The organism is Trabulsiella odontotermitis (genome assembly GCF_001297775.1).
Taxonomy (GTDB): Bacteria; Pseudomonadota; Gammaproteobacteria; order Enterobacterales; family Enterobacteriaceae; genus Trabulsiella; species Trabulsiella odontotermitis.
Window position 1 is genome coordinate 162,599 of record NZ_LIFX01000001.1, and the last position, 25,413, is coordinate 188,011.

Annotated in this window: 17 protein-coding genes; 4 read left to right on the forward strand and 13 right to left on the reverse strand. The window is 57.2% G+C overall.

The features are described 5' to 3' along the window. Positions 1–16 precede the first annotated feature (16 nt). A complete protein-coding gene (locus AOY23_RS00755) occupies positions 17–2,059 on the reverse strand; it encodes an AsmA family protein (RefSeq protein ID WP_054177959.1) in 2,043 nt (680 codons plus the stop codon). A 68-nt stretch (positions 2,060–2,127) separates the two neighbouring features. Then, positions 2,128–2,901, reverse strand: coding sequence for a cyclic-guanylate-specific phosphodiesterase (gene pdeH / locus AOY23_RS00760; RefSeq protein ID WP_054178137.1), 774 nt, complete (start codon positions 2,899–2,901; stop codon positions 2,128–2,130). A 231-nt stretch (positions 2,902–3,132) separates the two neighbouring features. On the opposite strand from pdeH, the gene kdgK reads away from it, so the two are divergent. Next, the gene (gene kdgK / locus AOY23_RS00765; RefSeq protein WP_054178138.1) at positions 3,133–4,062 is read left to right on the forward strand and encodes a 2-dehydro-3-deoxygluconokinase; all 930 of its coding nucleotides are present in this window, start codon (positions 3,133–3,135) and stop codon (positions 4,060–4,062) included. Positions 4,063–4,123: 61 nt separating this feature from the next. On the opposite strand, the gene AOY23_RS00770 is transcribed toward kdgK, so the two are convergent. The 9 genes from AOY23_RS00770 to bcsR form a co-directional block, all read right to left on the reverse strand. Then, complete coding sequence (locus AOY23_RS00770; protein WP_054177960.1) at positions 4,124–5,611, reverse strand: M16 family metallopeptidase; 1,488 nt, start codon at positions 5,609–5,611, stop codon at positions 4,124–4,126. Positions 5,612–5,796: 185 nt separating this feature from the next. Then, on the reverse strand, positions 5,797–7,083 hold the full coding sequence (locus AOY23_RS00775; protein WP_054177961.1) for a dicarboxylate/amino acid:cation symporter: 1,287 nt from the start codon (positions 7,081–7,083) through the stop codon (positions 5,797–5,799). Positions 7,084–7,242: 159 nt separating this feature from the next. Then, the gene (gene hmsP, locus AOY23_RS00780) at positions 7,243–9,249 is read right to left on the reverse strand and encodes a biofilm formation regulator HmsP (protein ID WP_054177962.1); all 2,007 of its coding nucleotides are present in this window, start codon (positions 9,247–9,249) and stop codon (positions 7,243–7,245) included. A gap of 123 nt (positions 9,250–9,372) precedes the next feature. Continuing rightward, the gene (gene bcsC, locus AOY23_RS00785; RefSeq protein WP_054177963.1) at positions 9,373–12,678 is read right to left on the reverse strand and encodes a cellulose synthase complex outer membrane protein BcsC; all 3,306 of its coding nucleotides are present in this window, start codon (positions 12,676–12,678) and stop codon (positions 9,373–9,375) included. Then, positions 12,660–13,763 carry a cellulose synthase complex periplasmic endoglucanase BcsZ gene (gene bcsZ, locus AOY23_RS00790; protein ID WP_054178139.1) on the reverse strand — a complete coding sequence of 368 codons (1,104 nt, stop codon included), beginning with the start codon at positions 13,761–13,763 and terminating at the stop codon, positions 12,660–12,662. Before bcsZ ends, bcsC begins: the two co-directional genes overlap by 19 nt. Before the next feature lie 6 nt (positions 13,764–13,769). Next, the gene (bcsB, locus tag AOY23_RS00795) at positions 13,770–16,169 is read right to left on the reverse strand and encodes a cellulose biosynthesis cyclic di-GMP-binding regulatory protein BcsB (protein WP_054177964.1); all 2,400 of its coding nucleotides are present in this window, start codon (positions 16,167–16,169) and stop codon (positions 13,770–13,772) included. A 10-nt stretch (positions 16,170–16,179) separates the two neighbouring features. Continuing rightward, positions 16,180–18,798: a UDP-forming cellulose synthase catalytic subunit gene (gene bcsA / locus AOY23_RS00800; protein WP_054177965.1), complete on the reverse strand. Its 2,619-nt coding sequence runs from the start codon at positions 18,796–18,798 to the stop codon at positions 16,180–16,182. Then, positions 18,795–19,547: a cellulose biosynthesis protein BcsQ gene (gene bcsQ, locus AOY23_RS00805; protein ID WP_054177966.1), complete on the reverse strand. Its 753-nt coding sequence runs from the start codon at positions 19,545–19,547 to the stop codon at positions 18,795–18,797. Before bcsQ ends, bcsA begins: the two co-directional genes overlap by 4 nt. A gap of 14 nt (positions 19,548–19,561) precedes the next feature. Continuing rightward, positions 19,562–19,753: a cellulose biosynthesis protein BcsR gene (gene bcsR, locus AOY23_RS00810; protein WP_054177967.1), complete on the reverse strand. Its 192-nt coding sequence runs from the start codon at positions 19,751–19,753 to the stop codon at positions 19,562–19,564. A gap of 160 nt (positions 19,754–19,913) precedes the next feature. Between bcsR and bcsE the strand changes: the two genes are divergently transcribed. The 3 genes from bcsE to bcsG are packed head-to-tail and all read left to right on the forward strand — an operon-like array spanning position 19,914 to position 23,352. Then, positions 19,914–21,485 (forward strand): cellulose biosynthesis c-di-GMP-binding protein BcsE, encoded by a 1,572-nt coding sequence (gene bcsE, locus AOY23_RS00815; protein ID WP_152958336.1) that lies wholly within the window; start codon positions 19,914–19,916, stop codon positions 21,483–21,485. Continuing rightward, a complete protein-coding gene (bcsF, locus tag AOY23_RS00820; protein WP_054177968.1) occupies positions 21,482–21,676 on the forward strand; it encodes a cellulose biosynthesis protein BcsF in 195 nt (64 codons plus the stop codon). The genes bcsE and bcsF overlap by 4 nt, the downstream gene beginning before the upstream one ends. After that, positions 21,673–23,352, forward strand: a complete 1,680-nt coding sequence (gene bcsG, locus AOY23_RS00825) for a cellulose biosynthesis protein BcsG (RefSeq protein ID WP_054177969.1) — start codon at positions 21,673–21,675, stop codon at positions 23,350–23,352. The genes bcsF and bcsG overlap by 4 nt, the downstream gene beginning before the upstream one ends. 62 nt (positions 23,353–23,414) lie before the next feature. On the opposite strand, the gene dppF is transcribed toward bcsG, so the two are convergent. Then, positions 23,415–24,428 carry a dipeptide ABC transporter ATP-binding subunit DppF gene (dppF, locus tag AOY23_RS00830; RefSeq protein WP_054177970.1) on the reverse strand — a complete coding sequence of 338 codons (1,014 nt, stop codon included), beginning with the start codon at positions 24,426–24,428 and terminating at the stop codon, positions 23,415–23,417. After that, the gene (gene dppD / locus AOY23_RS00835) at positions 24,425–25,408 is read right to left on the reverse strand and encodes a dipeptide ABC transporter ATP-binding protein (RefSeq protein WP_054177971.1); all 984 of its coding nucleotides are present in this window, start codon (positions 25,406–25,408) and stop codon (positions 24,425–24,427) included. Before dppD ends, dppF begins: the two co-directional genes overlap by 4 nt. Between the last annotated feature and the right edge of the window lie 5 nt (positions 25,409–25,413).

Here is a 25,413-nt window from a genome sequence, read left to right on the forward strand (position 1 = left end):
CGGCGTTACGATCGAATCATTTCTTCATCTGCGACAAAATCACCCGACACTGATTGGCATCGCCTTCTGACGGCGAAATCAGCGCCAGCAGCGCGGCAGCCGGCGTGACCAGCGTCGCCAGCGCAGCCGCGACCGCGCCACGGGCAATCAGCGGCCCGACTTTCACCCCCGCATCCGGATTTTTGAACGTCCCGCGCACATACAGTGGTGAACGCAGCGTGATAATGCGCACGCCCTTACTTTCCGGATCGATGGTTAAATCCAGCTGTTCCGAGGCAAAGCTGGCGGTACCGGTGACGTTAATCAGCGCGTTTTCGGTGTCAAAGGCGAATATCTGCGGTCGCGCCACGCCGTTGACGATGTCGAGATTGGCCGCGGCGCAGTTCACCCGCACTTCGTCATCGCCAAAGATTTGCCCGACGATATAGTTGCCGACGTTCAACCCGAGGATTTCCATCAGATTACGGCTCACCAGCCCGTCGTTCATCAGCAGTTTCAGGTTGCCGTTGCTGCTGCCAAGCAGCGCCGCCACCGAATTACCGGTACCGCGCAGATCCGCATCGCCGTTCATTTCCCCCAGCGTTTTTTGCATCAGTTCGACGTTCGGCATTAATTCTTTCAGCTTGAGCCGCCGCGCCTGGATCTCTGCCCGCCCCTGCATCGGTTTTTTATCGCCTTCAAGACGGATATGAGACGAAATCGTGCCGCCCGCGAGGCCAAACTTCAGTGGGCTGAGACGCAGATCAGCATTGCTGAGAATGATGTGCGTTGAGAGATCGCTTATCGGCAACGTGCTGCCATGCTCAATGCGCTGCCCTTTGAAACGTACATCGGCGTCCATCACGTTCCACTTGTCGGTTTCAAAGCGTTCATACGGCAGCACTTTCCCGGCAGGTTGCGGATCTTTCTTCACTTTTGAGGATTTAGTGCCTTTGCCGGAATCGACGCCGACCAGCGGGCCTAAGTCAGCGAGACGCAACTGGCGCGATTCAAGATCGCCCTCCAGTTTCGGGCGCGGCTTGCCGGTAGTGTAGGTCAGCGAACCGTGAATATCGCTGTCGCCGATGCGGCCATTGAAGTCACGGTAGTCAAAAACGGAGCCTTTCTCGCTGTTGATTTTTGCCACCAGATGACCGTCGGTGGAAAATGGCGGCGTATCCGGCAGCAGTACGCCGGTCAGGTCATACAGCTCACCGAGCGAATCGCCGGAAAACTTCAGTTGTAAATCGACCCCGCCCATTTTCATCGGATCGTTGACCGTGCCGGTAAAGGCGACCTGCGTGTTGCCGGAGCGAAAATCCGCCTGCACCGGGAACGGCGTGCCTTCGCTGCGCAGCGCCAGCATGCCACCAATCTTGCCGGTGCCGGTCAGCGGCTGGCCGTTGTATCGCCCCTGCGCCTTCAGGCCAAAGACATAATCGCTCGCTTTCGCGTTGTCGCCCTTCGCTTTATTACCCGTCACCTCACTGAGCGGTAGCGGTTTGCCCAGCGGATCGACCAGGATCTCCACATCGGCACGCGTCACGCTGTCGTCGATCTTAATGCGTCCACGATCGAACAGAATGTTATCGAGCCGGAAAGACCAGCCGGACGGTTGCGCGTTGGGATCGTTGTTGTCATCCCCCGCCAGCTGAAACGTCCAGTTGTTGTTCTTTTCTGACAGCCGAATCAGCCGCGCATCTGGCTGAACCAGCTTGATCCACGGCAGGTAAACCGTTCTGGTCAGTAAAGCCAGCGGTGCGAGCGTCGCTTCCACGCGCGGCAGATGCACCATGGTAATTTCCGGGATATCGGGCGGGTTGCCGAGCAGTACATCGTCAGCATGAACATGCGGCCAGGGGATCCAGCTTCGCCACCCGGTTTCACCCGGCTGCCGCTCCCAGACCACGCCCAGATCACCGCGAATGGCGAACGGACGGTTCAACTCGGTAGAAACTTTTTGATTTATTGTTGGCTTCAGCCGGTTCCAGTCAAAGGTCGCGATAATGATGAACAACACGACGATGATCAGCAAAATCGTGCCTGAAATCAGGGCAATGGCTTTACGCGTTTTTGTCATGCCGGGTCCACTCCTGTCTTGCCTCACCTTTCTGAATAATAGTTGAGGTGAGCAGAACCTGCGGCAAATCAGGCTAATGTGAGCAGAACGTTCTCAAGCGAAGAGAAGGGAACCGGGCGGGAGAGGAAGTAACCCTGGGCCGCGTAAGCCGGGGATTGCTGCACGTCGCGCCACTCTTCCAGTGTTTCGACGCCCTCAACAATCACCCCCTGACAATAGCAATTCATCAGTTGCAACAACTGGGTGAAGAGGTTGCGCCCTTCCTGGGTTTTACGCAGCATAATGAACAGCTCGCGGGCGACTTTGATGTAGTCGTAATGCACTTCGCTCAATGCGGAAAAGTTCGCCATGCCGGTACCAAAATCGTCCAGCCACAACGGGCCGAGCTCGCACATGGAAGCGAACGTGGAGTCTTGCGGCAGGCGGATGTGCTCCACCAGCTCAAAGCGAACCCACGGCAGCGATTCGATCAGCGCCGCCAGTTGAGGATCTTTGCGCAGCGTCAGCAGCGTCGGGCCATCGACGTTCACCGACGCCAGGATCTGATTCTTCTCAAAGAACGCTTTTTTCTCCGCCAGCAGCATTAGTTGCTCTTTCACCACATCGCTGCGCTGTTTTACCGCCACTTCGGCGAAATAGCGATCCGGCGCGATCCGCTGGCCGGGGTGCGAAGGATGGGTGACGATCGTCAGCAGTTCGACCGCCATCAACTGACCATTGGTTTTATAAATCGGCTGATAAGTATAAGCACGTTCACATCCCAGCCAATAGCGGCGCTCCTGCAGGCTTTTCAGGCCTACATCCGGAATGCTTATCTGCTGGATAACCTGCGTTGACTTCATCTCAGCTGTCCTGTCGAAAAAGGAGAAATGGTCTCGTGTTGCTTCAGGATTATCGGCGGCGAAAATGAGAACTTTATGTTCAATGGCGGCCATTTTCTTTTTCTGCGAGCAAGAATCCAACAGGAATACGCGCCAGCTCAAGAAAATAATGGAACGTTGTTTTAATATGGTTGACCACGAAAATGCCACAGCGCAAACTAGCGCTAATTTCCCGGATCCAGGTTCATGATTATGTCTAAAAAAATTGCCGTGATCGGCGAATGCATGATTGAGTTATCGGAAAAAGGCGCGGACGTCAGCCGCGGTTTTGGCGGTGATACGCTCAATACGTCCGTGTATATTGCGCGTCAGGTGAATGCCGCCGCGCTGTCCGTTGATTACGTTACCGCGCTCGGCACCGACAGCTTCAGCCAGCAGATGCTGGACGCCTGGCAGGGCGAAAATGTCGGCACTGGTCTTATCCAGCGAATGGACAATCGCCTGCCGGGGCTTTATTACATCGAAACTGACGATACCGGCGAACGGACGTTCTACTACTGGCGCAACGAAGCTGCCGCAAAATTCTGGCTGGAGAGCGATCAGGCCGCGGCCATTTGTGAAACGCTGGCGACCTTTGATTATCTCTACCTGAGCGGCATCAGCCTCGCGATCCTGAGCCCGACCAGCCGCGAAAAACTGCTCTCGCTGCTGCGCGAATGCCGCGCTAACGGCGGCAAAGTGATTTTTGATAACAACTACCGCCCGCGTCTGTGGGCAAGCCGCGAAGAGACGCAGCAAGTTTATCAGCAGATGCTCGAATGTACCGACATCGCCTTCCTGACGCTGGATGACGAAGACGCCTTGTGGGGCGCGAAACCGGCAGACGAGGTGATTGCCAGGACGCACGCGGCAGGCGTCAGCGAAGTGGTAATCAAGCGTGGCGCAGAATCATGCCTGGTGTCTGTGGCAGGTGAAATGCTGATTGACGTGCCTGCGGTGAAACTGCCGAAAGAAAAAGTGGTCGATACCACCGCGGCGGGAGATTCCTTTAGCGCCGGTTATCTGGCGGTACGTCTGACCGGTGGCGATGCCGCCGCTGCCGCAAAACGCGGGCACCTGACGGCCAGCACAGTGATTCAGTATCGCGGAGCGATTATTCCGCGTGACGCGATGCCAGCGTAAGTAAAAGCAAAAAATAAGCCCGGTATGCATGATGGCATTACCGGGCTTTTTTTTACTGGCTTTACTGGCCTTGCGGGATGTCCGAGACGTCGCGGGCATCATCGCTCGCGGCCGGGGTCGCAGGCGTTGTCGGGGTCATGAACTGATCCCAGGTCGCCTGCAGTTCCTTCATGCTGTACTCCGGCTCACCCTGCGGTTGCAGCAGTACCAGCGCCATTTCCTGCGACAGCTGCTGGCGGAGATCCTGATTCAGCATCTCCAGCGTCAGCGAGTTGAGGAAGTCCTGACGCAATTTCTGATACTGCTCCGGCGCGATATCCACTACCTGGTTTTGCAATGAACGCATGCGCTGACCGGTCAGCACGCCGGTGTCCGTCCGCGCGTAGGTGGCGAACAGCTTTTGCAGTTCCAGTTTCTTCTGCGCCACCAGGGCGTTGAATTCCTCTTCCGTCAGGCCGTTATCACGTACATTCGCTAACTCGCGGGCGATGGTGGTGAGATTGGCGTTGAGCTTCTCGTTTGGCGATTCAACGTTCACCGCACATTGCGCGCGCTGGTACAGCACCCGGCAGTCAAAGCCAAGACCGATGTCTTTGGCGTTGCTTTTGCTCAGGTTCTGCTGAACGTGCCAGAACAGCGCTTCACGCGCGAGATCGGCGCGCCAGTAGCGCAGCAGCGCGGCGGATTCACGAATCGGCTGCCAGGGCGCATCCCACATGATCGACAGGCGATCCTGACGTTGCGCCTCGGTCATGATGCTCACCGGCTCTGCACGCAGCGGGGAAAGCGTCGGCACAGCGGCCGGGGTTTCTCGTTTCCCTTTCAGCTCGCCGAAGGTCTTGTTGATTTGCTCCGCCACAGCACGGCTGTCGACGTTGCCGACCACAATCAGGGTCATCGCATCCGGCGTATACCATTTTTGGTAGAACGCTTTCAGCTGTTCGATATCCACCGGCTGTTTCAGCGGCTCGGAAGGATCATGGCCGAGCATGGTGGAACCTTTGAGACGATAGCGCCACCAGCCTTCTTTCGGGTTTTGCGGCCAGGTCGCGACCATATCTTCCGTCGCCAGCGCTTTGTTGACCGATTCCGGCGTGATGGTCAGCTTGCCGCTGGCGTCGCCGAGCCAGGTCAACGACTCTTTCAGCAGGTCGTTGCGGTTGTTGGGCAGGCTGAGATTAAAGAGGGTGTAATCGTAGGAGACAATCGCGGGCGGCATCGGGCGAACGGGATCAATACCCTGCTGCCAGAGCGATCGCGCCTGCATGGCTTCTAAACTGCCGCTCTGCGTGAGCGCCAGACGCGGAAGAAAATGGCTGTAGCCGCTCTGTTGTGTGCTTTCAGTCAGCGAACCGATATTGACAGACAGACGAACTTCGATGCGGTCGCTCGGACGCTGCGGGGTGGCAAGCACCTGCCACTGGAATCCATTTGCTAACGTTCCCTGCTGCCAGGCGGGATCTGGCTGGAGTGCTTCTGCCTGCACATAACCGGCCGCCGCCATCATCAGTAAACCACCAGCGATGAGTCGAATTTTAGTGCCCTGCATGTGAACCCCTGATGAACAATCCTGGTTACAAAGGCCGCCTGTTCTGCGGAGGCAGCCTAAAAATTGAGTGAAATACGTCGTTTAGACCGCGAAAACGAGGGATCGTCACACGCGAACGTAAATAATTCATCAATTATGCGCAGGAGCCCGCAGTCCATCAAGGACTACGGGCTTAAGTGGCGGGATTATGAAGAAATTTCTTGCGTTTTGTTGTCTGTGACACGGTTATTGAGTGTGTCGGAGAGCTTTTGCTGATCGAGTTCTTTCACCCATTTAGCGACCACGACGGTCGCCACGCCGTTGCCCACCAGGTTGGTCAGCGCACGCGCTTCAGACATGAAACGGTCGATGCCGAGGATGAGCGCCAGACCCGCCACCGGCAGATGGCCGACTGCGGAGATGGTCGCCGCCAGGACGATAAAGCCGCTGCCTGTCACGCCTGCAGCCCCTTTCGAGGAGAGCAGCAGAACCACCAGGAGCGTTATCTGATGGAAAATATCCATCTCGCTGTTCGTCGCCTGGGCGATAAATACCGCCGCCATGGTCAGGTATATCGAGGTGCCGTCGAGGTTAAACGAATAACCCGTCGGGATAACCAGACCCACCACCGACTTACGACAACCCAGTTTCTCCATCTTGTCGAGCATTCGCGGCAGCGCCGATTCAGACGACGATGTCCCCAGCACGATCAACAGTTCTTCACGGATATAACGAATGAACTTGAAGATGTTAAAGCCGGTTGCACGGGCAATGGAGCCCAGCACCACCACCACAAAGACGATACAGGTGATGTAGAAGCAGATAATCAGCTGACCGAGTTGCACCAGCGTACCGACGCCATATTTACCGATGGTAAAGGCCATAGCCCCGAACGCACCGATAGGCGCGAGACGCATGATCATATTGATGATGCCGAAAATGACCTGCGAGAAGCTTTCAATCACGTTGAAAATCAACTGGCCTTTGCTGCCCAGGCGATGCAGCGCAAAGCCAAACATCACCGCAAACAGCAGAACCTGCAGAATGTTGCCGCTGGCGAACGCCCCGATCACGCTGTTCGGGATAACGTCCATCAGGAAGGCAACGACACCCTGATCTTTTGCCTGTTCGGCGTAGACTGCCACGGCTTTGGCGTCCAGCGTCGCTGGATCCACGTTCATTCCGGCACCGGGTTGCACCACGTTAACAATGATGAGGCCGATGATCAGCGCAACGGTACTGACCACTTCGAAGTAAAGTAGTGCAACCGCCCCGGTGCGACCCACGGCTTTCATACTTTCCATGCCTGCGATACCGGTTACTACGGTACAGAAAATAACCGGCGCAATAACCATCTTGATGAGCTTAACGAAAGCATCACCAAGCGGTTTCATTTGTGTGCCCAACTCAGGGTAGTAGTGACCAAGCAAGATACCAATTGCAATGGCTGTCAGGACCTGGAAGTAGAGGCTTTTAAACAAAGAAACTTTCATAGGGTGTCCTTAGAATAAAACCACAGGCTATGTAGGGTTTTTAAATTGCCTGCGGTTTTTAAAATAACACCCGGGAAACATAACAGAAATATTTAGACATTCATCTGCAACAGGAATGTTAAAATTTTTGAGCTGAACCGCATAAGCCTGGCGCGATCGTCATTTACTTTCATGCGGTCTGGAAGCGGAGAGGTAGTCCTGCTCGAAGATGTCGGGTTGCACCGCACGGGCAAAAAGGTAACCCTGCACCGATTCAACGCCTGCGGCTTTCAGCCAGTCATACTGCGCCTGGTTCTCCACCCCTTCGGCGACAATTTCCAGGTTGAGGTTTCGCGCCAGGTGAATAATCGCCGACACCATGCTGGGATCGTCCGGCAGCAGATCGATAAACGCTTTGTCGATTTTGAGGATATCCACCGGCAGAGACTTCATATGCTGGAGTTGCAACAGCCCGGCGTAGCCCATACCGAAGTCGTCTATCGCAATGCGAACGCCAGCTTCACGTAACGGTCGCAGAATGTCGACCGCCATTTTAGGATCGTCAATACGCTGGCTTTCGGTGACTTCCAGAATCAGGGTGCCAGTAGCAATTCTGTAACGTTTCATCAACACCAACAGGTCCGGCACCATATTCTGATGCAGCAGTTGCAGGGCAGATAAATTCACTGACAGCGGCATCATTATCCCTTTATGCTGCCACGCCGCCAGCAACCGGCAGGATTCTTCCAGCACCCAATATCCCACGGCGACGATAAGCCCGCAGGCTTCGATGCGCTCAATGAGATCGGCGGGCAGTTCCCACTGGCCATCAGGCTGTTTCTGTCGCAACAGCACTTCCGCACTGCAGATGGTATCGGTCGTGGTATCCACCTGCGGTTGCAGCCAGATGGCAAACTGTTGGTTTTCCAGTGCGGACAGCAGATTGCTCTCTTCGCCCAGGCGCTGCTGCGCCGCTTCCATCTGCGCCGGGTCGAAGAACTCAATCTGATTTTTGCCTTTACGACGGGCCGCGAACGCCGCCGACACCGCCCGGCGATAGAGCTGCTCCGCGGTCAGATGACCATTGAACATGGCGATACCGATACTGGCGCTCGGACGGAGTTGAATGCCCTGTAACGGCAGACGCTCGTTAATGACAGTGAGCACTTGCTGACCAAGCGTGATGGCGTGCCACGGCTCTTTCACGCCGTGCGCCAGAATCGCAAAATCGTAGCCGCTGACCTGAGCCAGCACCATGCGCGGCGAAATCACCGAGCGCAGTTTTTCCACCAGCGTGAGCAGCAGGATCTCGCGCTGCGTCTCTTTCAGCACGCCTGCGGTATCCTGCAGGGTTTCACAGGCCACCACCATCAGCGCAGTAGACTGCTCGCTGGCGACAGTCTGCTCCAGTAACGCCAGTAAAAACGCCTTGTTGGGCAGATCGGAAATCGGAAAATGGGTGGCGTGGCTGTTCATCTCTTCGTGCTGGCGAAGCAGGAGTTGTTGATTGCGGTTATAGCTGCGCACCAGTAAGCCAATTTCATCATCGTGATGCAGACGCGGCAGCGCCAGTTGATGACCCACGCGCTCCTGCGGCGAGACGTCGTTCACTTCCCGGGCAATGCTGCGCAGCGGGCGCACAATCAACCGGTTGATGCACCAGGTGATCGCCACGCTCAGCATCAGCGATAAAAGTAAGTAAGCAGTCACCAACGTTGCCAGCGCGCTCATCACAAAGCGATACATCTGCCAGGAATCAGCCTGTAACACCAGATACGCCAGCGGCTGCGGATTCGCAGGGCGTTCCTGCGAGTAGATCGGCAACGAAATTTGTACCGGCAGCTCAAACACGCGGGTGATCATCACCGGCACGGGACGCTCAGGAATGAAGCTCATGCGCAGCGCCTGAAACTGGTTCGGCAGCACAACATCGGCGCGGCTGACAATCCCCGCGGGCTGGATACGCGCCAGAATGGCTTCGGCCTCCGGGATATCCGCTTTCAGGATGGCGGCGGAGAGCGGCTCACGCACGGAGCGGGCGACGCTTTCGAGGTGCGTCGCGGTGGTATAGCGGTTCTGTTGCACAAAGTGGAAGAGCAAAATGAAGCAAAAAATGAACGTAAACACCATGACAACGGCTGACACCATTGCCATATGTTTAATTGTCAACGAACGGCTAACGCGCAAAAGGACTCTCCACTGAGACAGAAAACACTACCGGCGGTCCGGTAACGAAATGTTACCAGAACGCTGGCTGATTATACTCGATCGTTCAGAGAATCCCTCAGATTTAGAGACTATTCCGGTGGGTTACCAGTCTGCATACGGTATCAGCGGTTGCGGCGGCAGATCCATATCGCCCTGCCAGCCCGCGGCCGAGTAGCGCACATACATCAAAAAGTGGCTCGGCGCGTAGTCTTTCGCCTGCTGAATATCGACCGCCGCGCCGACAAACCAGTTGGAGGTCACGCGGCGTTCCAGCAGCGCCCGGGCGGTGTAACCAATGCCGTTGCTGCTACTGCCTTCGGAGATCTGGCTCGCCGCCTCATCCTGCCATTGCGACGGAACTAAATTGTTCAGCGGGTAGCGCGGCATCGTTTTGGTCCGCGAGTGCGACCAGGAGCCGGAGGCGCCCAGTTCCCACGACCAGTTTTCCGTGCGTTCGCGCCACAGCACCGGCACGGCGAAGGAGAGATACGATTGCGGACTGTAATAGCCGCCCTGGCCCAGCGTATAACCGCTCAGATCTTTGTCATAATGCCAGATCATGTTGTTCAGGCCGATGGTGACGCGGCGGTTATTCTCGTTGATGACTTTGTAGTAGTAACCGGTCATCCAGCGGACGCGCCAGTTATCCTCCACGTTTTTGCCGTTCAGGCTGTCAGCGCCAAGGCTGGCCCACACACCGTTAGCTTCACCTTTGTCATAACTCATGCTGACGCCCGCCCCGGTGGCGCGAACGCCGCCCCAGGTGGTGCCGGTGTGGCCGTCATTGTCATTATCTTTCTGCCCACCGAAGGCCAGCAATGAACTGGAAATCGGTCGGCGATGCACGTTGAGCGTATAGCCAATCGGCCCGAGATCGTCGCTGTAGCTCAGGGCACCGACCACATCAACGACGTTAAAACCGATCGGGGTGGTGCCAAGATCCATATTCCAGGTATCGTTTTTCCAGCCCACCGCAACGCTCGCGCCGCTGTCAGACTGTTTGGTGCCGCCGCGACAGCCATTGTCGCCCAGCGAACAGGTGCCCCAGCTGTCGGTGTAGGTGCCGCCGCTGGTTGAGAACGTCCCGGCATTCATGTTCACATAATCGGAGCGGAAGAACATGCGCCCGTCCGCCAGCGGCGCATCCACCTGCAACATGGTGGTGTGCGCTTTCAGATCAGAATAGCCGCCGGTACCGCTGGAGCCCCAGTAATCATGCTCAAGCGTGACGTTCAGATCCTGCTGACGATAGAGATCAGCGGCATCGCTGCGCAGTCCGCGCTTCAGCCAGTCGTCTTTCTCATCATTGCGTGTTAAGCGGGTAAAGGAGTCGTTATCCTGCGGGCGCACGGGCGTGATCCCCGTCGCCACCATCGCGTCTTTGTAATCTTCCAGCCCCTGCTGCGGATTGCCTGCTGCCGTTTCCACACGCGCGGCATCACGCAGTACCAGCGCGCTGTCCATTGATGGCGGCTGCGATTTTGCCTGCGGCACGATGCGGCTGAAGATTTGCTGCGCGCTGGCCGTATTGCCCAACCCCGACTGCACCAGCGCGACGCGGCGCTGCATGTTGAGCGCGGAATTTGCCTCCAGCGGCGGCAGTTTTGCCAGCTGTTCGCGGGCGCTGGCCTTGTCGCCAGCGGCGAGATACACCTCCACCAGCCCGAGGCGCGCATCCTGGTTTTCCGGCTCTTTCGCCAGTACCGCGTTGTACTGCGCCACGGCGGTTTGCGTATCGCCGCGCTGTTGCGCCCAGTCCGCGAGGATCAAGTCGATCCGCGTTGAGGATGGTTGCTGTTTCAGCAGTGCAATGGCCTGATCTTCCTGGCCGCCATCACGCAGGCGGTTCGCGTTATCCAGCATCTGGTTGAATTGCAGGCGGTCGGCCAGCTCGCGAATATTGTCATTCCACTGACTACGCGGCAGCCGGTTCAGGTGTGTTAATGCCGCCTGATCCTGATCGTTGCCGGAAAGGTAGAGGCCGTTGGCGTAAATCTGTTCGGGATCGTTGGGTTTCTGCTGCGCCAGGCCGCGCATCAGCGCATCGGCTTCGCTGCGTTGCCCGGCGCTGTAGAGATCGCGCGACAGACGATAGGTTACCCACACGCTGCCCGGATCGAGCGCTAAACGCTGACGCTGCAATGCCGCGGCCTGCGCCCATTTGCCGTCGTTTTCCAGCGCTGCCGCCTGCTGTGACAGGCGATCATCGGTCAGGCTGCGTTCGATATCGTCCACGCTTTTACGCTGGGCGGCGGAAAGGCTTTCAATAAAGGCGGTGGCTTTTTCCGGCGATTGCGCACGGTAAATATTGGCCAGCCCGCGCACGGCATTGCTGTTGCCGCTATCAAGACGCAGCGCCTGGCGGTAAAAACGCTCTGCGGCGGCGCTGTCTTTGCGCGCCATCGCCACATCGCCAAGACCCAGCACGGCATAGCTGTCGGTGTTGTCCACATTCCGCGCCTGCTGATAGGTGCGCTCAGCCAGATCGAAATTACCGGCTTTCAGCGCCGCATCAGCTTTGCGGATCATCGGCCAGTAGATTTCCCAGCTCTGCGGTTTATTCTCTTCTCGCGCCAGCTGTTCCGCTTTCGCCCGGAACGCCGGATCAGCCATCTGTTTTTTTTGCTCGTCGAGCTGCGCTTTCGCCGTCGTCGCCAGATCGCCCGTCGTAAATAACAACAGGAAACGTTGCAACGCCTGGATGCTGGCGTCGTTGGTCGGCATGGTTTTGATTTGATCGTACCAGATGTCCGCCGCCGTATTGCGCCCGGCGCTGGACTTCGCCATCTGTTCGAGGACGGTGAAAGCTTCGTCGCGCTTGTCATCATCAAACAGCATTCTCGCCAGCGTCGATTGCAGCTGAACGTTACCCGGCATCGTTTTGTTGAGGTTCTTAAGCTGGTTCACCGCTTCGTTATGTCGCGCAGGCAACCGCGCTACCGCAGTCCAGTATTCCACGGCCATCGCGCCGTCAGGCGGCGCGCCATTAAACAGTTTATCGTAAGTGGCGAGCCCCTCTTCGACATGGCCGGTGGTGGTTAACAGCCGCGCCTGTTGCAGTGCCTGCCGCCCTTCCGGCGTCGTTAACTGAATTTCACTGCGCGAGTTTTTGTAGGCGCTGGAGTCTGGTGCCAGTTTTGCCAGCCGGTCGAGCTGGGTCTGCGCGGCTGCCGCATCGCCCTGACGCAGCAGATAACGCAGCCGCGCGGCGATGACGTCAGGATTGTTGGGATCAATCAGTTCCAGTCGATACAGCGACTGGGTGACCAGATCTTCCCGATTGCTGGCCTCCCCGACACGGACCTGATCCAGCAACTGCTGCTGGGCGGCACTGTTGGCAGCCCAGGCAGTCGGCATCATGGCAAGGCCGAGCGACAAACTGAGTAAACTTACTGTGAACTTGCGCATTCCTGGCCCCAGTCAGGTAGTAATTCACCGCGGGCGGTGAAACGAAAACGGTGTTGATCCCAGCCTTGTCCAAACAGGGTTAGTACATAGTTAAAATAGGCGTCCGCGCCAGGAAAGTTATCCGCGACGCGCTGGCGCTGAACGGCCTGAGCATCGCGATTTTGCAGGAAAGGCAGTAGCGAGGCAGAGAACCCGACCGGGCCGTCGTTAGTCACTTTACCGGTCGCGATATCCACTTTCTCCGGCGGCAGCCCTTCACGGGTGGTTTGCACCGCCATCGGGTTAAAGCGTTTGAGCAGACGCGCCTTTTGCGGATCGCTGTCATGCAGCATGCCCGCCCACAGATAGACGCGAATGGCGTCATAACTGCCGACCAGCGTTTTATCCTGTTTTAACTGCCAGCCTTTGCCTTTTTCATAGCGCACCCAGTCCGGCGAAAAGCCTTTCGGCGCGGTTTCCAGCAGCAGGCGCAGGTTGGTTTCGCGCAGCGTGCTCCATGGCGCGCCGAGGCGGGCAAAGTAGCTGGTCAGTTGCGGCGGGAAATAGCTGGGGTTGAAGCGCCAGCTTTTGTCGTCGACAAAACCGACTTTCCCCGGCAACAGCATCGACCCCAGCCCCGGCACGGTCACCACTTCGTCTTTGGCGATCCGCAACAGCAGCCCTTTCCCGACGTCGCTGTAGCGTGGTTCTTTCCACAACCGCCCGGCTTCCATCAGCGACCAGGCGATCCACAGATCGGCATCCGACGCGGAATTGCTGTCGATTACCGTCCATTTATCCTGATTTTTACCCCACAGCCAGGCGGGCAAATTCGCGCTCAGATCGCCCCCGGCGAGATTGTCCCGTGTCCAGTCATACAGCGTGGCAAACGCCTGGCGGTCATTCGCCACCAGCGCGAAGAACATGGCATAGCTTTGCCCTTCCGAGGTGGTCACTTTGCGCGCGTCGCTGGGGTCGATAACGCGCCCGCCGTCGCTGATATAGTCCTTTTTAAACTGGTCCCATGCCGGCCAGCGACAGGCGGCGTTCGCCTGTACGGTGACCAGCAGCGTCAACACCAGCGCCATCCAGCGGGCTACGTTCATCATCGTTTACTCGTCATCACCTGGCGTCAGGCGACGACGGCTGATGATGCGCAACAGACGCCACAGCACCCACGCCAGTAGCACGACGCTTATCGCCGCCAGCACGGCCAGCAGGATCGGATGGTTAGAGAGCGCATACCAGACGCGTTCAAACCACGGCAGATGACCGACGTAATAAATATCGCCCACACGCAGGCTGCTGACGCCCGCTTCGCGGATCACCGAGACCGAGCCGAACATCACCGCACGCTTGCCGCTGTCGTTCATCGCGTCATTCAGCAGTTCATAACCACGCGGGCTGTCTGCCAGCAGCGCGACCACGCTGCGCTGATCGTTATACGGCGACTGAAAACCGACAATCGCGGCCATCGGGCCAGATGAGGTGACACTGGTCTGCGCGTTCGCCTTACGCGCCTCGGCATCCATCATCACTGACGGCAGCGCATTGTGGCGCACCGGCGTTTTCACCCAGCTCTTCGTGGCATCAACCAGCAGATCGATCTGTTTGTCATCCTTCAGTTTTTCCGGGATGGTGCCGATCAGCAGGATATCGGCGTCTTTGTCCTGAATTTTGCTGCCATCGTCGGTGACTGTCAGGTTAACCGCCGGGAAGCCGGTCTGTGCACCGATTTCACCCACGGTATTCAGCATCGTGCCAAGCTGGCCCTGATCCGGGGTTTTCGGCATGACGACGATAGAGTCGGAGAGATCCGCCATCCGGCTGAACGGGAAGCCCGCATTGGCGAACGCACGCAGATCCGGCATCGCCAGGAAGTGATAGTAGTTGGAGAAATCGATGGTGGAATCGTCGCTCACGACAACATGGTTCATCACCGGCTGGAAGGTAATACAGTTTTCAATCGTTCCGCCCGGCATCGGGTTCATGTACTGGAAGTCAAAGCGCAACTGGTTGGTAGCGCCCAGTTGCAACGCCGGAATTTGCACGTCGTTTTTGCCGTCCAGCAGCCCCTGCAACACCGGCAGGCGCATGATCAACTTATTCGCTTCCTGGGTGCTGTTGAGGTTGAACGACTGCAGGAACTGATTGTTCAGGCTGATATCCATCCGCGAACTGTCTTTCACCGGTGGCATGGTGTAACGGTATTTAAGATCCATATCGATCCCGCTGCTGCGCAGCAGGTAAAGATCCGGCGGCAGGTTCAGCGACAGCGAAATCGCGGTCGGATTAAGCCCGGTGGACTGCAGTTGTTGATCGTAAGATTTCAGTTCGCCAAAGGTGACCGGGCTGTCGGTGCGGATCCAGTTCGGCGCATCGTACGGCTTACGCGCCAGCAACGGCTTCACATCGTCCACCACCACGCTATTGCCACGGAACAGAATGTTCCCCTGAGCAAGCCCTTTCGCCGCCTGCATCAGGTCTTTATCATCGCGACCCAATATCACCAGCAGCTTGATGTACGGCTTATCCGGGTGGCTGATCATTTCTACGGTCGGCGCTTTTACCGCCGGGTGATCACGCAGGAAATCCGGGCGCTTGTCGTTGGTCGCCAGCACCACCGCATTGCGATCCGGCAATGTGTTATAGAGCACCGGGAACGTCTGTCCACGCCAGTTGGCACGGGAACCGAACCAGGAGGCGATAAGCCCGGCGGCCTGTTGCTGCATGACGTCCGGCGCACCGGCAAAGACCATCGGCAGCGTCAGCGGACGGTTGTCGCGCGGGTCAAAGAACGGCACCGGGAAATGCGACAGATCGTTCTGCACTTCCAATGTCTGGAAGGTTAAATCCAGCGCGCTGCTGCGCCCGACGTCCATCCACAGCGTGGTGCTGGACGGGTTTTCACACACGTCGCGGTAGTGGCCGACAAAGACCAGTCGCACACGGTTGAGATCGGTAATGTAGAGCGGGTCGATGGGTAGTTGCGCGCTGACCTTTTTCCCGAGCTGCTCCGGCGTCACCGGCAGCACGCCCATCAGTTCATCATTCAGATAGACCTTCAGTTGCGACTGCACCGGCAACAGTGAAGGCGAAGGCGTATAGTCGAGATTCAGTATCGCTTTAGTCACCACTTCATCACTGCGGGTGCCGAAATCGATATAACCGTCAGGGTTGGCGCCGCGAAGCAATATGCTGCCCGGCGCCGGGGCGATCTGGGCGAAGGACAATTTCACTTCGCGCGATGGCGTGTTGTTATCCACCACCACGGCAGGACTGGCGGGCGGCGTCGCACCCGGTTCGGCGGTAGTGGTGGTTGGCCCGGGTGCCACGGTCGTGGTGGCCGGTGAAGGCGCAACCGTCGTCGTGCTGTCCTGGCTCTGCGTCGCAACAGGCTGCGCCGGAGCCGCAGTAGCCGCGCCGGTTTCAGGTTCCGCGTAAGTTGTGATCGGCAGCATGCTGCTCATGCCCACCGCTACTGCACACATCCAGAATAGTTTTCTTTTCATCGCGTAATCATCATTGTTGAGCCATAGCCGGTTCCGGTTGACGTGCCGTCGCGTCCTGCTTCGGGCGTCTCGGAATAAACGAAACAACCCAGCCAACCAGTGAAGTGAGTGACCGAAAAATATATTTCACGGACGGGGGTGAAAATTCCGCGAGATGGCGGTAACCGCGGAACCCCAGTTTCAGGATATCCAGCAGGCTTTCCAGCGGTTTATCTTCCGGGAAGCTGTCCTGCCAGAGCGCCCACGTATCTGCACGGGCGAACGTACACTGCACAAAATCGATATGTTGCTGGTTGGTCATCGGCAGCAGTTTCAGACCCACTTCGCTGCCATGAACCCTCGCCACCAGCGACGGGAAGGCATACTCCTGCTGGCCGCGCTTGAGCAACAGATGCACTTTCTGCCCTTCCAGCACCTGCGCTTCGCCGTTAATGCTGATCCCCAGCCCGCCGTCGGAGAAGTCGTGGACGGTACAGGAGAACAGGTGACCGTCTTCGCGTGCCAGCGCCGCAGGCATGGTCATCTCCACACGGTGCGAGCGACGCACCTGTTTGCTCTCGACCGACACCGCCACCGCGCCGCCGAGGATGATCATGTTATAGAACACCCACAGCAAACTGACCCACACGGTAAGGATTTCATTTTCCGGGCCGTAGAAATAACGCCAGATACCGAATAACACCCCGACCAGATTCAGCAATACGAGGTAGATGTAGGGGCGGGAAATCACCCAGTCGACATACTCCTCTTCCACCAGACCACCTTTCGCCGTGACGTTGAACGTGCCTTTATGCGGATTAATCAGCGCCACCAGCGTCGGTGGCGCAATATACCAGGCCAGCACCGTTTCGTAGATTTCACTCCAGAACGAATGGCGGAATTTCCCCTGGATCTTCGAGTTCGTCAGGCTGGCGTGGATCATGTGCGGCAGGACGAACAGCGCAATCATGATCGCCGGGGCGTAAATGATGTACGCATGCAGTAACAGGAAGGCCAGCGGCGCGGTGAGGAAGATCAGTCGCGGAATACCGGACAGGAAGTGGAACATGGCGTTGAGGTAGCAGATCCGCTGGGCGAACTTCAGCCCTTTGCCAAACAGCGGGTTATCGAGACGGAAAATTTGCACCATGCCGCGCGCCCAGCGAATACGCTGGCCGATGTGCGCCGACAGGCTTTCCGTCGCCAGCCCCGCTGCCTGCGGAATACGCATATACGCGGAGGTGTAACCGCGACGGTGCAGGCGCAGCGAGGTGTGCGCATCTTCGGTCACGGTTTCGACGGCGATACCGCCAATCTCATCCAGCGGTTTACGACGGATAACGGCGCATGACCCACAGAAGAAGGTGGCATCCCACATGTCGTTACCGTCCTGCACCAGGCCGTAAAACAGTGTGCCTTCGTTCGGTGTTTTACGAAAACGCCCGAGGTTGCGCTCAAACGGGTCTGGCGAGAAGAAGTGGTGCGGCGTCTGCATGACCGCCAGTTTTGGATCTTTCAGGAACCAGCCGACGGTCATCTGCAGGAACGAGCGCGTCGGGACGTGGTCACAGTCGAAAATCGATACCAGATCGCCCTTCGCCATCTTCAGCGCATTGTTGATATTACCGGCCTTCGCGTGCTCGTGGGTGGTGCGCGCGACGTAATGCACGCCCAGGTTTTTGGCAAACTGGCGAAACTCTTCGCGCCCGCCGTCGTCGAGGATCCAGATATTCAGTTTGTCTTTCGGCCAGTCGATACCGAGCGAAGCGTAAACCGTGTTTCTGACCACGCTCAGATCTTCGTTATAGGTCGGAACGAAAATATCTACCGCGGGCCACAACGCAGTGTCTTTCGGCAGTGAAACCGGATGGCGGTTGAGCGGCCAGACGACCTGGAAAAAGCCCAGCACCAGCACAATCCAGGCGTAAGTTTCCGCAAACAGCAGGATCATGCCGCAGACCAGGCTCACCGGATCGTTCCAGTTGAGCGTCGAGGTGTAACGCCACCAGATGTACCGGCAGGAGACGGTGAGCGACAGTACAATGAGCATCAGCGCCGAGAAGCGCCCCGGAATGCGGCGAATAAACAGCGCCACGCCCCACAGCAGCATCAGGAAAATAAACTGTGACAGCGGATTAAACGGCTGCGTGACGCAGATTAGCGCCAGCAGAAACGACAGGAACATAATCACGCCGAGGATCGTTTTGCGCAATCGTGGATCCAGGTGCCCCAGCTCTTTTTGGTCGTCAAGATGCTCCGTTTTTTCGCTGATCCGCGACGGCAGGTTTTCCAGCCACTGGTGATAACGCCCCTGCAGATCTTTCAGTGACTTGAACGAGCGCCAGCTACCCTCTCTACGCGGTTGCGGCGTTCGGGTGGTCAGCAGCCAGGCCAGTTGTAACAAATAGCGCGCCGGATCTAACGGCCGTGGGCGATGCGGATCGATATGCGGAAAATAGTCGCGCTGCCGTTCACGGATCCGCTGCCAGCGGGGATGCTCCAGCGGAATAAACGTCCAGGCCAGTGCCACCCAAAAACAGGCCAGCGTCGCGCCGAGCCAGGAGGCGCCGTGGCGACGATAATCCCGGAAGCGCGCATTGAGCGACGCCGCCACTGGCGGCGCGAGAAACAGCCCGGTGAGGCGGATCATGTTTCGCTCCCGACAGGCGTTCGCACCCCGGCGTAATGCAGCAGGCACCAGTTTGCCAGGGTGATGATTTCTTCGGCGGCCAGCGCGTTGCTGCGGTATTCGCCCAGCGGCTGCTTCGCGCCCATGCTTTCGGCCACCGCTTCATCACGGTGGATAGCCACCGGCAACAGACGGCGCTGGCTTTGCAGCCAGATCTGGTAGATATCGTCCTGAATCTGGCTACCCACCCGCAGGTGGTTAATCAGCACATGCGCATTGGCGGGTAGCGCCTGTTGATGCAGCCGCACGTGGCAGTTGGTATCCGGGTTAACAATGGCCAGCGTGTGGTGGCACGCTTCCAGCAGCGGCTGTGTGTGAGGTAAATAGCCGTGCGGCAGATCGACCAAAATCCACTGGTAGTTGCCGGATGCATGAAGCTCGCGAAGCATATCGCCAAGCCGGGACCAGGCCGTCTGCAGGGAATAAAAGTTTTCCTGCTCGGCTGGCGTCAACTGACCAAAGGGCAGGAGGTCAATTTGCGTGGTGTAGCGCATCCCGGCGTCGCGCCACTCTTTTTCGTCCAGCAGTGCACGCATCCATCCGTCGCGATGAATGAAATCAATGTTGAATGACAGGCGCAGCATATTGTCCGGAGAAGCATCAACCACCAGGACCGTCTCACCCAGAGACTGTAATGCCCAGGCCAACGCTGCAGTGATCGACGTGGTACCCACGCCACCACGAACGCCTTGTAATCCCAGAATAGCCATCCACGGCTTCCTTCTTATTGATGCTCAGCCAACTCGGCCAACAGTGGCCAACGTTTCAGGGCTGAGGCTAACTGATCGCGCTGGGAAATATCAGTGTAATCAATTTCCGGCAATGAGAATGCCCGGCTCAGTGCCATAAAATCATTTTGAAAGGTATATCCGAGCGAAGGATCCGTCGGAGTTATTGGCTCATCATTACCAGACATTTTTTGATCCACCTGGACTAAAATGTGTGTTCAATAGTGAATACATTGCTTTCAGCAATGAAATACGGTTTACATGCTAAATCTGATGTTCTTTAATTTCAATGTTAGGTTTATTCTCTCGCTTTCGCTAGTAAACTGATTAACAGGTAAATTTGAATCGATGAGGGACACCGTGGAGCCCATATTTTCTATTGGTATTCAATCACTGTGGGACGAAGTCAGCCAGATGCCTGCTGGTGGCGTGTGGTGGCTTAATACTGACCGTTATCAGGACGCGGTAAGTCTGCTCAACCATACCTTAACCGCGCAAAATAAAGAGGCCGCCGTTGCTGCTGTGGTGATGGGTGAAAACCCGAAAAAGATTGTAAAATTAAACCCCGATCGCGGACCGGAAAAAATACGTCTGTTTTCCATGCCAAATGATGAAAATGGTCTATACTCGCTCGGCCGGGATCTCCTCTGCACTATCGAACCGGCGCATTCTTTATTTATCCTGTTATGCAGCGATAATGCGCTGCAAAATATTACGCCCAATAAACTTCGCGGATGGGTAGCACAAATGCAAAGGTGGGTACAATATCATCATTGCACGCTATTAATCATCAATCCCGGTAATAATACTGACACACAGTTATCTCTGCTGCTGAGTGAATATCGTTCGCTATCCGGTCTCGCAAGTGTGCGTTTTCAGGGCGATAATTATCTTTTCGATATTGCATTCTGGTGTAACGACAAAGGCGTAAGTGCGCGACAACAGCTTCCAGTCATTCAGGATGATAATGGATGGCGGGTATCGCAAGAGGTCGAAGCCGTCGTGCAACCCCGCAGCGACGAGAAAGACGTGCTGTGCAATATTGCCGTGCTGGAAGGCGCGCCGCCGCTCTCTGAATACTGGACGCTGCTGGATACCAACGATGCGGTCTTTAACGCCGCGCGCACCGCGCAGGCCGCCACCATCATCTTCACCGTCGCGCAAAACGCGCAGATTGAACAGCTCGCCACCTATATTCATACGCTGCGCCGTCAACGCGGCAGCGCACTGAAAATCATCGTGCGTGAGAACACCGCCAGCCTGCGCGCGACTGACGAACGCCTGCTGCTCGGCTGCGGCGCGAATATCGTGGTGCCGTGGAATGCGCCGCTGTCACGCTGCCTGACGCTGATCGAAAGTGTTCAGCGGCAGTTGTTTAATCGCCATGTGCCGGAAGATATCGCCACCCTGCTGTCGATGACGCAGCCGCTCAAGTTGCGTGGATTCCAGAAATGGGACGTGTTCTGCGAAGCGGTGCATAACATGATGACCAACCCGCTTCTGCCTGCGGACGGACGCGGGGTGATGGTCGCGTTGCGCCCGGCGCCTGGGTTGCGCGTCGAGCAGGCGGTAACGCTCTGCCGCCCCAACCGGACGGGCGATATCGTGACCATCGGCGAAAACCGGCTGGTGCTGTTTTTGTCTTTCTGCCGTATTAACGATCTCGATACCGCGCTCAATCACATCTTCCCGTTGCCGACGGGCGATGTCTTTTCTAACCGGATGGTCTGGTTTGAGGACAAGCAAATCACGTCGGAAATCCTGCAGATGCGGGCGGTCAAACCAGAGCGCTGGACAACGCCGCTGCCGATCACCACAGGACCGGAAAAAGTGATGAACGTTGAGCACGACGGACGTAGCTGGCGTCGTATCCCGGAAGCGATCCGACTGGCTGAGTCTCATGGAGAGCAGGCATCATGATGTCGATAAGCGATATTCTGCAATTGATCGTGCTCTGCGCACTGATCTTCTTCCCGCTGGGCTATGTGGCGCGCCATTTCCGGCGTCGAATTGAAACCACGTTACGGATGATGTTTTTTAAACCTCGTTATGTGAAACCGGCTGGCGTACTTCGCCGAACACCGAACGTTCAGGGCAAAGCGAAAAAATGACTAATTCAATTCACACCGCTACGAGGCCATCTCCCCTCTGGCAATACTGGCGCGGACTTTCCGGGTGGAACTTCTACTTTCTGGTGAAGTTTGGTCTGTTGTGGGCGGGATACTTAAATTTCCACCCCATGAAAAACCTGGTGTTCATGGCGTTTTTGCTGTTGCCGATCCCCAGTTCACGGCTGCACAAATGGCGTAACTGGATAGCCATCCCGATTGGCTTTGGCCTGTTCTGGCATGACACCTGGCTGCCCGGCCCGGAAAGTATTATGAGCCAGGGATCGCAGGTGGCCGGTTTCAGCGCCGACTACATTCTCGATCTCGTGACCCGTTTTATTAACTGGCAGATGGTTGGCGCCTTTTTTGTCCTGCTGGTGGCCTGGCTGTTTTTAACCCAGTGGGTGCGGGTGACGATTTTTGTGGTCGCCATTATGATCTGGCTGACCGCCATCACCCTGATCGGCCCGACCTTTACCTTGTGGCCGGGTGGTCAACCGACAACCACGGTCACCACCACCGGCGGCCAGGCGGCGGCGACGATCGCGGCGGCGGGTGATAAGCCGGTGATCGGCGATATCCCGGCGCAAACCGCGCCACCAACCTCCGCGAACCTGAACGCCTGGCTGACCAGTTTCTATTCGGCGGAAGAGAAGCGGAAAATCACCTTCCCGACCGCCCTTCCAGCCGATGCGCAGCCGTTCGATGTGTTGATCATCAACATCTGTTCGCTGTCGTGGTCGGACATCGACGCCGCCGGGCTGATGCAGCACCCGCTGTGGGCGCATTTCGATATTGTGTTTAAAAACTTTAACTCCGGCACTTCCTACAGCGGCCCGGCGGCGATTCGTCTGCTGCGCGCCAGTTGCGGGCAGCCATCGCATACCAACCTTTATCAACCGGCGGGCAATGAGTGCTATATCTTTGACGATCTCGCCCGTCTCGGTTTTACCGAACAGCTGATGCTGGGGCATGACGGTGTGTTTGGCGATTTCCTGAAAGAGGTGCGTAACCAGGGCGGCATGCAGGCACCGTTGATGGATCAGAAAGGGTTGCCGGTGCAGTTGCTCGGCTTCGACGGTTCGCCGGTATATGACGATCTGGCTAACCTCAACCGCTGGCTTGATAAGCAGAAACAAGCCAACGCTCCCCGGACGGCGACGTTCTTCAACACCCTGCCGTTACACGACGGTAACCACTATCCGGGCCAGAGCAAAACGGCGGATTACAAAGCGCGCGCGCAGAAGTTGTTTGACGAGCTGGATCAGTTCTTCACTGAACTGGAGAAATCCGGGCGTAAAGTGATGGTACTGGTGGTGCCGGAACATGGCGGCGCGTTGAGAGGCGATAAAATGCAGGTCTCTGGTCTGCGCGATATCCCAAGCCCGTCGATCACGAACGTCCCTGCGGCGGTGAAATTCTTCGGCATGAAAACGCCGCATCAGGGCGCGGCGGTGGAAATCACCCAGCCAAGCAGCTATCTGGCGATTTCTGAACTGGTGGTTCGTGCGGTGGATGGCAAGATGTTCACCCAGGACAGCGTAAACTGGCAGCAGTACACCAGTAATCTGCCGCAAACGGCGCCGGTGTCTGAGAACTCAAACGCGGTGGTTATTCAGTATCAGGGCAAACCCTATGTCCGGCTGAATGGCGGCGACTGGGTGCCGTACCCGCAGTAATATGTTGAATAACGGGCAGGTGATCGTCACCTGCCCGTTTATCGCCACAAAAGGTTGTTACATTACGCCAGCGGCTTTTCGCCGTTTTCATCCTGGTCAACCGCAAAGCAGGCAACCAGTTGACCGTTATACTCCTTCAACTGCGGCTGTAGCTGCGTGCAGGGACCGAAACGGCGCGTGCAGCGGGCGTTGAAGGCGCAACCCGGCGGTGGATTCAGCGGGCTCGGCAACTCGCCGGTGAGCTTGATGCGTTCACGGCGGTCGTCCGGGTTCAGACGCGGCGTCGCAGACAGCAGCGCCTGTGTGTACGGATGACGCGGATTGCTGAAAATCTGATCCTTCGTGCCTTTCTCCACACAACGGCCGAGATACATAACCATCACTTCATCGGCGATGTGTTCAACCACTGACAGGTCGTGAGAGATAAAGACGTAGGAAAGCCCCAAATCCTGCTGCAGATCCATCATCAGGTTTAATACCTGCGCGCGGACGGAGACGTCGAGCGCCGACACCGGCTCATCGGCAATCACCACATCCGGGTCAAGCATCAGACCACGGGCAATGGCGATACGCTGACGCTGACCGCCTGAGAACATGTGCGGATAGCGATCGTAATGCTCGGTTTTGAGCCCGACTTTCGCCATCATCGCCAGTGCTTTCTCACGACGCTCCTCTTTGCTGAGCGAGGCGTTGATTATCAGCGGCTCTTCGAGGATCTGCCCGACTTTCTTACGCGGGTTCAGCGAACCGTACGGATTCTGAAAGACGATCTGGATCTTCTGTCGACGCAGCTTTTGCGCGTGGGGATCATGCTTGAGCAGATCCTGCCCCTGATAATAGAGCTGCCCGCCCGTCGGGGTTTCGATCATCGTCAGCAGACGACCAAGCGTGGATTTCCCGCACCCGGACTCGCCCACCACCGCCAGCGTTTTACCGCGTTCGAGGCTGAACGATACGCCGTCCAGCGCTTTCACCAGACGCTCCGGCGAGAAGAGCCCCTTCTTCACCGGATAATGTTTTTTCAGGTCGATAGCCTGCAGCAATGGCTGCTGCAGGGTGGCCTCTTGCGAACTCATAATGTGGGCCTCCCGGCATCATCGAGCGGATAGTGACATTTTGACTGACGGCTACCGTCAACAACGTTCAGCGCCGGTTCTTCAGCACGGCATTTTTCCGTGGCATACGGGCAGCGCGGGTTGAGCAGACAACCGGTTGGGCGGTCATACTTGCCCGGCACCACGCCCGGCAGCGAGGCCAGACGCGCTTTGTCCTGCGCAAATTCCGGCAGCGCGCGCAGCAGCGCCTGCGTGTACGGATGGCGCGGCGCACGGAAAATATCCTGCGCTTCACCGGTTTCGACAACCTGGCCTGCGTACATCACGATGATTTTGTGTGCCGCTTCCGCCACCAGCGCCAGATCGTGCGTGATCAGGATCAGCGCCATGTTCTCTTTCTGCTGCAGTTCCAGCAGCAGTTCGATGATCTGCGCCTGAATGGTCACGTCGAGCGCAGTGGTCGGTTCGTCGGCAATCAGCAGCTTCGGACGACAGGCGATCGCCATGGCGATCATCACGCGCTGGCTCATCCCACCGGAAAGCTGGTGCGGATAGACATCAAGACGCGACGCCGGATCAGGAATGCCGACCTGCGTCAGCAGGTCAATCGCCCGCTGACGACGCGTTTTCTTGTTCCCGCCCTGATGCACCTGAATAGCTTCCATAATCTGGTAGCCGACGGTGTAGCAGGGGTTCAGACTGGTCATCGGATCCTGGAAAATCATCGCCACTTCCGCGCCCACCAGCTGGCGGCGTTCTTTTTCGGAAATGCGCTTCAGATCCTGACCGTTAAACGCCAGGCTTTCCGCCATCACGCGGCCGGGATAGTCAATCAGCCCCATGATCGCCAGCGAGCTGACCGATTTACCGGAGCCGGATTCCCCGACGATGCCGACGACTTCACCCTGATCCACGCTGTAGCTCACACGATCTACGGCGCGAAACTCGCTGCCTTCGTCGCCGAAGTGCACCGATAATTTATCTACATTCAATAACGCCATCTCGT